At 68.7% G+C, this 12,545-nt stretch carries 10 protein-coding genes; 7 read left to right on the top strand and 3 right to left on the bottom strand.

From position 1 onward, the window contains the following. Positions 1–15: 15 nt before the first annotated feature. Both IE302_RS16570 and IE302_RS16565 read right to left on the bottom strand, forming a co-directional pair. On the bottom strand, positions 16–699 hold the full coding sequence (locus IE302_RS16570) for a class F sortase (RefSeq protein ID WP_191255380.1): 684 nt from the start codon (positions 697–699) through the stop codon (positions 16–18). Positions 700–712: 13 nt separating this feature from the next. Next, on the bottom strand, positions 713–2,182 hold the full coding sequence (locus IE302_RS16565) for a SpaA isopeptide-forming pilin-related protein (RefSeq protein ID WP_191255379.1): 1,470 nt from the start codon (positions 2,180–2,182) through the stop codon (positions 713–715). A 313-nt stretch (positions 2,183–2,495) separates the two neighbouring features. Here IE302_RS16565 and IE302_RS16560 point away from each other — a divergent pair, with 313 nt between their 5' ends. From IE302_RS16560 to IE302_RS16540, 5 genes are all read left to right on the top strand, one after another. Beyond that, complete coding sequence (locus IE302_RS16560) at positions 2,496–3,332, top strand: Bax inhibitor-1/YccA family protein (protein ID WP_191255378.1); 837 nt, start codon at positions 2,496–2,498, stop codon at positions 3,330–3,332. Between the two features lie 74 nt (positions 3,333–3,406). Next, on the top strand, positions 3,407–3,940 hold the full coding sequence (locus IE302_RS16555; protein ID WP_191255377.1) for an LppU/SCO3897 family protein: 534 nt from the start codon (positions 3,407–3,409) through the stop codon (positions 3,938–3,940). A gap of 111 nt (positions 3,941–4,051) precedes the next feature. Next, entirely contained in the window at positions 4,052–4,645 is a 594-nt protein-coding gene (locus tag IE302_RS16550; protein ID WP_229907794.1) for an LppU/SCO3897 family protein, read from the top strand. Positions 4,646–4,863: 218 nt separating this feature from the next. Then, a complete protein-coding gene (locus tag IE302_RS16545; RefSeq protein ID WP_191255376.1) occupies positions 4,864–6,132 on the top strand; it encodes a YeeE/YedE family protein in 1,269 nt (422 codons plus the stop codon). 234 nt (positions 6,133–6,366) lie between these two features. Next, a complete protein-coding gene (locus IE302_RS16540) occupies positions 6,367–7,902 on the top strand; it encodes a DHA2 family efflux MFS transporter permease subunit (RefSeq protein ID WP_191255375.1) in 1,536 nt (511 codons plus the stop codon). Positions 7,903–7,997: 95 nt separating this feature from the next. Here the strand turns inward: IE302_RS16540 and IE302_RS16535 are convergent, their stop codons facing one another. After that, positions 7,998–9,218, bottom strand: coding sequence for an acetyl-CoA C-acetyltransferase (locus IE302_RS16535; protein ID WP_191255374.1), 1,221 nt, complete (start codon positions 9,216–9,218; stop codon positions 7,998–8,000). Between the two features lie 183 nt (positions 9,219–9,401). On the opposite strand from IE302_RS16535, the gene IE302_RS16530 reads away from it, so the two are divergent. Both IE302_RS16530 and IE302_RS16525 read left to right on the top strand, forming a co-directional pair. Further along, complete coding sequence (locus IE302_RS16530; protein WP_191255373.1) at positions 9,402–10,772, top strand: cystathionine beta-synthase; 1,371 nt, start codon at positions 9,402–9,404, stop codon at positions 10,770–10,772. A 233-nt stretch (positions 10,773–11,005) separates the two neighbouring features. Continuing rightward, positions 11,006–12,400 (top strand): hypothetical protein, encoded by a 1,395-nt coding sequence (locus IE302_RS16525; RefSeq protein ID WP_191255372.1) that lies wholly within the window; start codon positions 11,006–11,008, stop codon positions 12,398–12,400. Positions 12,401–12,545 lie beyond the last annotated feature (145 nt).

Below are 12,545 nucleotides of genomic sequence, written 5' to 3'. Positions count from 1 at the left end.
GTTACTCACGGGTAACTAAGCGGGGTCGGCGATGACCACCCGATTCTCGGCGTAGCCGGTCTCCCCGCCGACCCAGCGGCCGCCACAGGTGACGAGGACTATCCGATGTGGACCGGACTGGCCGAACAGTTCGTCCGCCCGCTGTGGCAGCTCGTTCTTCTTCAGCGTGATCAGCTGGGAAACCTTGTACTGCCAGGATTTCCCGGCCTTGTCGACCACGGTGACGGCGCCGCCGATCCGCTCGGTCCACAGTTCCGCGAACGGACCCGTCGCGCCCTTCCAGTTCACGTGCCCGGCGAAGACGGTCGCCCCGGTCGCCGAGCTCAGCTCGGCGCCCCACCAGGTCACCTCGCCGAGGTTCTCCGGCACCGGCAGCTCCGCGCCCGGCCCGAGTTCCTTGCGGATCAGCTTCGCGCCCCCGCCGGCGGGCAGCCGGATCGTCCCCGGGCCCTGCGGTTTCGGGGCCTCGGGTTCCTTCGGGGGCGGCGGAGCGGCCGTCGGCGTCGTGGGGACGATTTCCGGCGGAGGCGGGACCTCCTGCTGGGCAGGTGCCGCCGGGGCGCCACCCGCGACGGCGACGGAGACGGCCTGAGCCGTCCCCGTCACCACGGTCGTCGGCGGCCAGATCAGCAAGGCCGCGACGAGGTCCGCGCACAGGACCGTGACGGCTCCCAGCGCGAACCCGCGTCGTACTGACATTCCCGAAACCTCTTTAGCGTCGCGAGGACCGCCGCGCGGCCACGCCCACCATCACCGAACCGAGCAGCGCGAGCGCGCCGACGCCGAGGATCCCGGCGGTCGACGCCGTGTTCTCGACGGTGCCCTGCATCATCGCCACCGGCCGGTCGCCGGCGGGGATGGTGCGCGGTACCTCGTTGGGCGTGTTGGCGACCTTGAGCGCCAGCGTCTCACCCGGCTTGACCTCGCCGCAGGCGGATGGCGGATTCTTCGGGTCGAACGCGTTGGTGTAGCCCGGCGGGGCGTTGACCTCGATCACGCAGATCTCCTGCGGGGTCCGCAGGTTCTCCACGGTGACCGTCCCGTTCTCGCCCTCGGTGGTGACGACGGCGGGCTTGCCGTCGGCGCCGTTGAGCGGCTTGCCGTCCTGGCCGAGGGCGGCGGCGGACTTGTCCTTGGCGGTGATCCGCAGCGCGGCGCCCGCGATGCCCTTGCCGGTCTTCGCGTCGACCTTGGTCACCTGGACCTTGCCCGGCTTCGAGACGACCGCGACACCCTGGGCCTTCAGTTCCTTCTCGCCGCCTGTCGAGACGACCTTCTGCACACCGGTTTCGACCGGGAACTGCACATACGGCCGATCCGCGGGCGCCGAAAGCGAGCTGGCCAGCTTCGGCTGGTCACCGGTCGGCGTCACCTTGACCGTGACGGTGCCGTCCTCGCCCGTCTTCACCGTGGTGGCCTTCTCGGCCTTGGCCTTCGAAGTCGACGCGGGCTTCGTGGTCTCGCCGCTGTCGACGGTCGCGTTCGACGGCGTGAGCTGGACCGGCACCCCGGAGACGCCCTTGCCCTTGGCGTTCTTGACGCTGATCGTCCACTCGCCCGCGGTGCCGATGTGCTGGTCTTCCTTCGGCGGCGCGATCGACGTGGTCCACGGGCCGCGGTTGGCTTCGGCGTCCTTGGTCAGCTTCTCGACGGCCGTGGCGGCGTCGGGCTTCTGCGCCTTCAGCTTGTCGAGGTGGGCCTGGACGTCGTAGCCGATCTTCTCCGGCGGGAGTTCCGGCTTGAGGTCGGCGTCGGAGCGCGGCTTCGACGTCCACGAGTGCAGCAGGTGCGCGAGCGCCGCCGCCTCGGCGTTGTTCGTGGTGCCGCCGTAACGCAGCAGCAGGTAGGAGATGTTGGCGGCGGTGTCCTCGGGAAGCTTCGCGCCCCACTTGTCGAGGAGTTCGTCACCGGGCTGGTACTTCTCGTTCGTGTCCGGCGCCTTCAGCTGGAAGGAGACGCAGAACACGTGCTTGCCGTTGACGACGTAGGAACCGAGCCAGTCCCGCTCTCTGGGTTTGCCGGCGACCGTCTGGCCGGGCGTGACCGCGTAGCCGACGCCTTCTTCCTTGGCGGCCGAAGCCGGTGTCGCCGCGACGGTGGCGGACAGTGCGCCGAGCAGGCACGTCGCGATCAGGCTGGTCAAGGCGCGCGAACGCACGCTCGGGCGTGTGGTCCACCCCATGGTGTGTTGACTCCTTTGGCCGTGCTCTGCCCCGACGCATTTACGTCGATGCAGGTCACACGATCGATAGGTTCCCCGACACGCCTTCGGTGAGTATCCGAACACGCAACGTGCAGGGTGTCCTGTGATCAGCGGTTTTGGCAATAGGGCATCAGGTGGGGTATCGGTGAACGGTCGTGATCTCCGCCGCATACGGTGTGGGGGATGGGCCTCGCGTCGAATGTGAGTAAAGTCGTCTTTACTTCGACGGGAACCGGGCGGCCCGCGCGGTCGTTGAACCCGATGCAGGTGCCAGTAGATCCAGGAGGATCAGGTGCGATCCAGTAGCAACCCGGCGTTCCGGAACCTGCCGCGCGGCGCGGCTCAGTACGGACCCAACGTAGGCTTCAACCAACCCCAGGGCGGCGTGCCCGGCTACGGCCCTCCGCAGACCTCCGCCGGCGCCGACGACCGTCCGATGACGGTCGATGACGTCGTCATCAAGACGGCGCTGAGCCTCGGCACCGCACTGGTGACCGGTGTGCTCACCGCGATCTGGGCGATCAGCCAGCTGCCCACGGACGCCGCGGGCCGGGTCACCGGTATCAGCGGCGGCGTGATCGGCGCGCTCGTCGGCGGCATGATCGTCGGCCTCGTCATCTCGCTCGTGATCATCTTCAAGCAGAAGCCGAGCGGTCCGCTCACGCTCGCGTACTCGGCTGCCGAGGGTGTCTTCCTCGGTGCGATCAGCGGTCTCTTCGAGGCGCTGTACCCCGGGATCGCGTTGCAGGCGATCATCGGTACCGCGGGTGTGTTCATCGCGATGCTGGTCGTCTACAAGACCGGCGCGGTCAAGGTCACCCCGAAGCTGACCAAGTGGATCATCGGCGCCGTCGTCGGCGTCGCGATCCTGATGCTGGTCAACCTCATCACCAGCTTCTTCGGCTTCAACCCGCTGCGTGACGGCGGGCCGATCGCGATCATCTTCAGCCTCGTGGTGATCGGTGTCGCGGCGTTCAGCTTCCTGCTCGACTTCGACCAGGCCGACCGGATGATCCGCGAAGGCATGCCGTCGAAGTGGGCGTGGTTCGCCGCCTTCGGCCTGATGACCACGCTGGTCTGGCTCTACCTCGAAATCCTGCGGCTGCTGTCGTACTTCCAAAACGATTGACGCGGGTTTCTCCGTGAAAGGGCGCTCCGAGCGATCGGGGCGCCCTTTCTCGTTCCCGCGAATACCCTGGCCCCATGACCGAGCACAGTGACGGACCCGCCAGGCCGAGGCGCTCCAAATGGTTCTGGGTCGGCATCCTGGTGCCGGTCGCGATCGTGGTGCTCAGCGCGTCTTCGTGGATCGTCGGGTATCTCTCGAACACCGACGACGTCCAGGTGGGCGACTGCTACGCGATCACGACGTTCGGCGACGTCGACTCGGATCCGGCGAAGGCGGATTGCGGTTCGATCGAGGCCAACGCGAAGGCCGGGGCGAAGACCGACTCCGGCGGCGCGTGCCCGGCGGGCGAGTACGACCAGCTCGTCGTCGACAAGACCTTCGCTTCGTACAAGCTCTGCATGATGATCAACGCGAAGCAGGGCGACTGTCTCGAGAACTTCCTGGCCGACAGCGTGGCCTATCAGAAGGTCTCCTGCTCGGACCCCACGAAGGACGCGGAAGTCGTGAAGGTCGTCGACAGCGTCGCGACCTGTGACGACACCGAAGCGACTCATCTCAAGAGCTACTCGACGCCGCCGTCGACGGTCTGCGTCAAGAGCACCAAATAGCGACCTCGACCAGGGGCTTTCACTCTTTCGGGGGTCCGGTTTAAGTGGTTGATCACGGTCGGTGTTTGATACCGGGGTTCTCATTCCTCTTCACACCTGTGAGGTTTCTCGGTGACCACTTCCCAGCCGGCCCCTGGGGGCCAAATGCCGGTGGGACAGCCCGACGCTTTCGGTCCGCCTCCCGGCGGTCAGCCGGTGGCGCCCAAGCGGTCCAAGCTCGGTTGGCTGCGCTTCGCCATCCCGGTTCTCGTCGTCGTGATCGGCGGCGGCCTGTTCCTCTTCAACTACGTCACCGGGACGGGCAGCGCCCAGGCCGGTGACTGCTTGAGCGTGACCGAGTTCTCCAAGGCGGCCGACGACCCGAAGAAGATCGATTGCGGCGCGCCCGAGGCGAACGTCAAGATCGGCGCCCGCGTGGGCGGCAGCGAGTCCTGCCCGGAGGGCGACTACGACACCATCTCGATGACCGGCCGGATGTCGTACAAGTTGTGCATGGTCATCAACGTCAAACAGGGTGACTGCCTCAAGGGCTTCAACTCGGAGACCGCCGGCTACCAGAAGGTGTCCTGCACCGACCCCGCCAAGGACGCGGAAGTGGTGAAGGTCGCCAGTGCCGCCGACAAGGCGTCCTGTGAGGGAACCGAAGCGACGAAGGTGGCGGTGTACTCGACGCCGCCGACCACGCTCTGCTTCAAGACGGCGTAGCCAGCCGGCCCAAGCGCGTGAAGGCCCCCTTCCCTCTGCTCAGCCGAGGGAAGGGGGCCTTCACGCGTGTCGGGGGAGCAAGGGACCTTTGGTGTCGCCGCCGCCATCCGGCCGCGTGCGAGCCGCCGTTCGTCGCACAGTGTGGGACGGGCTGCGATCGGGCGGTCACCGGTCCTAACGTTGCTCGTCCCCAACCCGCCGATCGATCTGGAGTCCTGGTGGCGACGACGGAAACCCAAGCCGGTGAGAAGAAACTCCTCGACTTCCCGACCTCCTGCGCCGCCCCGGTCCCGCAACCGGAAGAGCCGGTCAAGATCGTGCCGCTGGCGGTCGCGGGAGCCCTCGCGGTCGGCCTGACCTGGTACGTCTGGGCGGCGCACGGGGCGAAGTTCGGTGTCCTGCTCATCCTCGGACTGCTGCTCGGCCTCGCGCTCTTCCACTCCCGTTTCGGGTTCACCTCGGCCTGGCGACAGCTGATCGCGGTCGGCAACGGGCAGGGCCTGCGGGCGCACACCTTGCTGCTCGGCACGGCGGCGACGTTGATCGCGCTGATCGTGGGGACCGGATCCGGGCTCTTCGGCAGCAAACCGAATCCGACCGCCGGTGGGCTGGGGCTCGCGCTGTTCGTCGGCGCGACGATCTTCGCCATCGGCATGCAACTGGGCGGCGCGTGCGCCTCGGGAACACTTTTCGCGGTCGGTTCCGGGCAGTCGACGATCGTGCTGACCCTCGGCGGGTTCATCACCGGCTCGGTCCTCTACACCTGGGCGTATCCGCTGCTTTCGGGCTGGCCCGAGTTCAAGGGCGTCCTGCTCGCCGACCACGTCGGCTGGTTCGGTTCCTGGGCGATCACCATCGCCGTCCTCGCCGCGATCGTCCTGGGCACCCGGTTCGTGCAGAAGCGCCGTAACCCGCCGCCGGTCGACGTCGTCCCGACCGCGCGCGGCTTCGCCCGGATCTACCGCGGTTCCTGGCCGATCCTCGTCGGCGCCGTCGTCCTCGGGGTGCTCGCGGGAGCGGTGTTCCTCGTCTCCGGCGGGATCTGGGGCGTCACGAGCGCGTTCAGCCTGTGGGGCGCCAAGATCCTGCAGGTGTTCGGCCTGCACCCCGAGACCTGGGAGTTCTGGCGGCTCAAGGCGAACGCCGCTTCGCTGGCCGGGCCGATCTGGAAGGACAAGAACAGCCTCACCGACATCGGCATCATGATCGGCGCGGGGGTCGCGGCCGCGGCGGCGGGCGCGTGGAAGATCCACAGCTCGATTCCGTGGCGGACCGCCGTCGCCGCGGTGCTCGGCGGGGTCCTGATGGGCGTCGGCGCGCGGATGGCCGGCGGCTGCAACATCGGCGCCTACCTCGGCGGTATCTCGGTCGGCAGCCTGCACGGCTGGCTGTGGGGTGTCTTCGCACTCGGCGGAACCTGGATCGGGCTCAAGCTGCGGCCGCTGTTCGGACTGGGCAACCCGGCCCCGACGGACAGCGTCTGCTGATCACTCTTCGTGACATTCCGTATGCGGGCTTGCCCTTTCGGCCCGCATACGGGGAAAAGGTTGGCATGTAAAACCCGCGTTCGGCTACCCTCGGCTACATGCCTGAGCTTGCGCATTAATGCACAAGCTCACTGGGGAAGGCCCGGCGCGCTCGCCGGGTGTCAAGTCCATAGCCGCGACCGACGGGGGTCGTCGCGTCCGGGGGAACACCGAGCATCAGGGGACGGATTTCTCATGTCAACGCAAAGCCCGGCCGCACCGGGCGGCGACAAACTCGACGCCGGCGTGCTCAAGATCGCCGGCGTCGTCATCCTCGGCGCGATCATGGCGATCCTCGACACGACGGTCGTCAACGTCGCGCTCCAGAAACTGACCATCGAGTTCCAGACGTCGTTCGACACCATCCAGTGGATCGCGACCGGCTACATGCTGGCGCTGGCCACGGTCATCCCGATCACCGGCTGGGCCTCGGACCGGTTCGGCACCAAGCGGCTCTACCTGACCGCGATCGGGCTGTTCCTGATCGGATCGATGCTCGCCGGCCTGGCCTGGGACGTCGAATCGCTGATCGTCTTCCGGGTCCTGCAGGGCTTCGGCGGCGGCATGCTGATGCCCGCCGGCATGACGATCCTGACCAGGGCCGCCGGTCCGCACCGCATCGGTCGCGTGATGGGCGTGCTCGGGGTGCCGATGCTGCTCGGCCCGATCGGCGGCCCGATCCTCGGCGGCTGGCTGGTCGACGCGGTGAGCTGGCGCTGGATCTTCTACATCAACGTGCCGATCGGCCTGATCACCATGGTGCTGGCCTGGCGCGTGCTGCCGAAGGACCGGCCGGAGCCCAGCGAGCGGTTCGACTTCGTCGGCATGCTGATGGTCTCGCCGGGGTTGGCGGCGCTGATCTTCGGTGTCTCGAACATCCCGGCGGCGGGTGGCGTCGGCGCGGTGGACGTGTGGCTGCCCGCGCTGGCCGGGATCGCGTTGCTGGTGGCGTTCGTGTTCCGGGCGAACCGGGTCACGAACCCGCTGCTCGACCTGAAGCTGTTCAAGAACCGGTCGTTCACCGTCGCGATGGTGACGATGACCTTCTTCTGCGTCGCGTTCTTCGGCGCGATGTTGCTCCTGCCGACGTACTTCGTGCTGGCGCGCGGTGAAACGGCGATGAACGCCGGTCTGCTGCTCGCCCCGCAGGGCTTCGGCGCGATGCTGACCATGCCGATCGCGGGCAGGCTCGCGGACAAGATCGGCGCGCGGAAGATCGTGCTGCCCGGTCTCGTGCTGATGCTCGCCGGACTGATCGCCTTCACCCAGCTCTCCGCGACGACGCCGTATTGGCTGCTGCTTTCAGCGCTGTTCGTGATGGGGCTCGGCATGGGCGCGACGATGATGCCCATCACCTCGGCAGCGTTGCAGACGCTCAAGTCGGAGGACATGGCGAAGGCGTCGACGGCGACGAACATCTTCCAGCAGACCGCCGGGGCGATCGGCTCGGCGGTGCTGTCGATCATCCTGGCGGCGCTGCTGGCCGGGAAGTTCGGCGTGCCGACCGCGCAGGGGCAGCTGGCCGCGACCGCCGCGGTGATGAACCCGGCGACGCGCGAAGCCGCTTCGGGGCTGACCGCGGACGCGTTCTCGACGACGTTCCTGTGGTCGATGATCCTGCTCGCGCTGTGCCTGATCCCGGCGGCGTTCCTGCCGAAGACCAAGCCGGCCCTGCCGGAGGGCGTGGCCGGCGGCGAGGTCGCCGCGGCCCCGCCGGTCATGACGCACTAGGGCCCGGGAAGAAGCAAGGGACCTTTGCTCACGTTCGTTAGCACGCTAACTGACGTGAGCAAAGGTCCCTTGCTCTCTTTTCGCGGGTCAGGGGGTCAGGAAAGGCGCTCCAGCACCATCGCCATGCCCTGGCCACCGCCGACGCACATCGTCTCGAGGCCGAACTGCTTGTCGTGGTGCCGCAGCGAGTTGATCAGCGTCGAGGTGATCCGCGCGCCGGTCATGCCGAACGGGTGGCCGACGGCGATCGCGCCGCCGTTCACGTTCAGCTTGTCGAGGTCGATCCCGAGGTCCTTGTACGACGGGATGACCTGCGCGGCGAACGCCTCGTTGATCTCGACGAGGTCGATGTCGCTCGCCGACATCCCGGCACGCGCCAGCGCCTGCTTCGACGCCTCCACCGGGCCGTAGCCCATGATCTCCGGCGACAGCCCCGAAACACCGGTCGAGACGACGCGGGCCAGCGGCGTGAGGCCCAGTTCCTTCGCCTTGGTGTCGGACATGACGATCAGCGCGGCGGCGCCGTCGTTGAGCGGGCAGCAGTTGCCCGCGGTGATCCGGCCGTCGGGGCGGAAGACCGGCTTCAGGCCGGAGACGCCTTCGAGGGTGACTCCGGCGCGCGGGCCGTCGTCCTTCGAGACCACGGTGCCGTCCGGCAGGGTGACCGGGGTGATGTCCTTGGCCCAGAAGCCGTCCGCGATGGCCTTCTCGGCGAGGTTCTGCGACCGGACGCCGAACTCGTCCATCTCCTCCCGCGACACGTTTTTCAGCCGCGCGAGGTTCTCGGCGGTCTGGCCCATCGCGATGTAGACGTCAGGAAGCGCGCCGTTCTCGCGCGGGTCGGTCCAGCTCTCGGCGCCCTCGGCCGCCACCTGCGCGGTCCGGGCCTCGGCGTCGGCGAACAGCGGGTTGTGCGTGTTCGGCCAGGAGTCCGAGCTGCCGTTGGCGAAGCGGGAGACGGTCTCGACGCCGGCGGAGATGAACACGTCGCCTTCGCCCGCCTTGATCGCGTGCAGCGCCATGCGGGTCGTCTGCAGGCTGGAGGAGCAGTACCGCGTGATCGTGCAGCCGGGCAGGTGGTCGTAGCCGAGTTCGACGGCGACCGCGCGACCCATGTTGAAGCCCTGCTCGCCACCCGGGAGACCACAGCCCAGCATGAGGTCTTCGATCTGCGTCGGGTCGAGTTCGGGAACCTTGTCGAGCGCGGCGCGGACCATCTGCACGGCGAGGTCGTCCGGGCGGATGCTCACCAGCGATCCCTTGCCGGCGCGGCCGATCGGGGATCGGGCGGTGGAGACGATGACGGCTTCGGGCATGGAACGACACTCCCTTGTTCTCGATCCAGACACGCGCTAAGCGGTTGCTCACCTCGCATCCTCCACCGGAGGGAGGTGCGGGTCAAAGGCGAACGCGATCCACACCACTCTTTCAAGGTTGTGCGGGTTCACGCCGGAAGTCGAATCGGCACATCGCGACCTGCGGCGTTTAGGCTGTCAGGCGTGGAATACGTCGAGCACATCGTGGACCTCGTGGGCAACACCCCTTTGGTCAAGCTGAACGCACTGGCGGAAGGGCTGCAACCGCTCATCCTGGCCAAGGTCGAGTACGTCAACCCCGGCGGAAGCGTCAAGGACCGCATCGCGCTGCGGATGATCGAAGCCGCGGAGCGCTCCGGCGAGCTGAAGCCCGGTGGCACCATCGTCGAGCCGACGTCCGGCAACACCGGCGTCGGGCTGGCCATGGTGGCGCAGCGCAAGGGCTACAAGTGCGTGTTCGTCTGCCCGGACAAGGTCAGCGAGGACAAGCGCAACGTGCTCAAGGCCTACGGCGCTCGCGTCGTGGTCTGCCCGACCGCGGTGGCGCCGGAGCACCCGGACTCCTACTACAACGTCTCCGATCGCCTCGTGCGCGAGATCGAGGGCGCCTGGAAGCCGAATCAGTACGCCAACCCGGAGAACCCGGCCAGCCACTACCACTCGACCGGCCCGGAACTCTGGCGCCAGACCGAGGGCAAGATCACGCATTTCGTCGCGGGCGTCGGCACGGGCGGCACCATCTCGGGCACCGGCAAGTACCTCAAGGAGGTCAGCGACGGCCGCGTCCAGGTCGTCGGCGCGGACCCCGAGGGCTCGGTGTACTCCGGCGGGACCGGGCGGCCGTACCTGGTCGAGGGCGTCGGTGAGGACTTCTGGCCGGAGACCTACGACCGGAACGTCGCCGACCGGATCATCGCGGTGTCGGACGCGCACTCGTTCGACATCACCCGCCGCCTCGCGCTGGAAGAGGGGCTGCTCGTCGGCGGCTCGTGCGGGATGGCCGTCGCCGCCGCGCTCAAGCTCGCCGAGGGCCTCGGCCCGGACGACGTCGTCGTCGTGCTCCTGCCCGACGGCGGCCGCGGCTACCTCACCAAGGTGTTCAACGACAGCTGGATGTCCTCCTACGGTTTCCTGCCGCCGGACTCCAGTGGCGCGACCGTCGGCGACGTCCTGATGAAGAAGAGGGGTTCGCTGCCCAGCCTGGTGCACAGTCACCCGAACGAGACCGTCGCGGAAGCGGTGGCGATCCTCGCCGAGTTCGGCGTCAGCCAGATGCCCGTGGTCAGCGCGGAACCGCCGGTCATGGCGGCCGAGGTCGTCGGCGCGGTCAACGAACGCGATCTGCTCGAAGCGCTCTTCACCGGCAAGGCCCAGCTGGCGGACAGGCTGGAGCAGCACATGTCGCCGCCGCTGCCGACCATCGGCGCAGGTGAGCAGGTGGGTTCGGCGATGAACGCGCTCTCGGGGGCCGACGGCGCGCTGGTGCTGGTCGATGGCAAGCCCGCGGGTGTCGTCACCCGGCACGACCTGCTCGCGTTTCTCGCGGGACGCTAAAGAAGCATTTCATCGGATGGCCGGGCCGGGGCGTTACGAGCGGCCCACCCGGCTATCCGATAGCGTGTCGGTTGAGTTGAACTTTTATGTCCTCGTCAAGGGGGTTCAAGACCCAAATGAGTGCTCCGCAGCCACCGAATCAGCCTTGGGGTGGCGCCCAGCCACCGCAGGGACCCCCGAGTGGCCCTCAGCCGCAGCAAGACAACCCGTTCGGTTCCCCGGAACCGACCCAGGTGGTGCAGCCCGGCCAGCCGCCGGCCCAGCCCGACTACGGGCAACCGCAGTACGGGCAGCAGCCCTCCTATGAGCAGCCCCAGGGTGGCGGGTTCGGCGACACGCCGGAGCCCACGCAGGTCGTGCAACCGGTCCAGCCGGGTGCCGGCGACGCGAACGCGACCCAGGTCGTGCAGCCGGTGAGCTCCGGCGGGGATACTCCCCCCGGCGAGTCCACCCAGCTCGTGCCGCCGGGCTCGCAGCCGCCCGCCATCCCGTACGCCCCGCCGCCGAGCGCGGCCGACAACCCCGCCGCCGGTGCCTACGGCGCGCAGGGTGGCGGCTTCGGTCAGCAGCAGGGCTTCGGTGGCCCCTCGCAGGGCGGGTTCGACCCGTCGCAGGGCCAGCAGCAGCCCGGTTTCGGCCAGCCGCAGCAGGGCTTCGGCGGACCGCCCCAGGGCGGCTTCGGCCAGCAGCCCGGTTTCGGCGGACCGCCGCAGGGCTACAGCCCGGCTGCCGCCGGCGGTGGCGGGAACCCGCTGTTCGGCTTCATCGCCGGTGGCCTCGTCGGCCTTCTCGGTCTTCTCGCGCTGATCTTCACCTTCGTCTACTTCGGCGACGCGAGCGAGTTCTCCGAAGCCGTCGACAGCCAGACCTCCAAGATGGGCGAGGAGGCCGTCAACAAGGCTCTCGACCAGTTCGGCCTGGCTTCGCCCGGCACCGTCTGGCTCTACGTGATCCTGCTGCTGGTCGCTTCGCTCGTCGCGACGGCGGCCGGTGCCGGTCTCGCCCTGGCGGGCAAGCTCCCGGCCTCGATCAAGAAGATCGTGCCGATCGCGGTCACCGCGGGCGGCGCGCTGCTGCTCCTCTTCGGCATCCTGCTCCTGGGCGCCACGACCGCCTCGGGCGACAGCGTCCCGAGCGGGGTCAGCATCGGGATCGGCCTGCCGCACCTGATCTTCGGCATCCTGATCCTGATCGTGGGCGTCGTGGGTCTCATCCCGGCGACCGCGCAGTTCGTCGGCCTCGGTGGCGGCGGTTCGGTGCTCGGTGCCCCGCAGGGCGGCCAGCCCGGTGGTTTCGGTGGCCCGCCGCAGGGCGGCTTCGGCCAGCCGGGCCAGCCCGGTCCGTACGGCCAGCCGCAGCCAGGCCCCTACGGCCAGCCCGGTCAGCCGGGACCGTCCTCGGGTGGTTTCCCGCAGCAGGGTCAGCCCGGTGGTTTCGGGCAGCAGCCCGGCCAGCCCGGTCCGCCCAGCGGTGGGTTCGCCCAGCCCGGACAGCCGCCGCAGGGTGGCTTCGGTCAGCCTCCGCAGCAGCCCGGTGGTTTCGGGCAGCAGCCCGGCCAGCCCGGTCCGCCCAGTGGCGGCTTCGGCCAGCCGGGCCAGCAGCCCGGTCAGCCGCCGCAGCAGTGGTGATCCGCCACCGCTGAACGGTTTCGCACAGAACGCCCCCGGCCCGTCGGCCGGGGGCGTTCCGTTTTCGCCGGGGTCCGCCGATTTTCCCGCCACGGCCAGGTTCGCCGGGCTAGGGTGAGCGCCGTTAACCCAGACCTGCCGATGG

The sequence above is a fragment of the Amycolatopsis oliviviridis genome (genome assembly GCF_014654365.1).
GTDB classification, from domain to species: Bacteria; Actinomycetota; Actinomycetes; order Mycobacteriales; family Pseudonocardiaceae; genus Amycolatopsis; species Amycolatopsis oliviviridis.
Note: the sequence above shows the minus strand (reverse complement) of the source record. Positions and strands in the feature narration are given on the sequence as shown.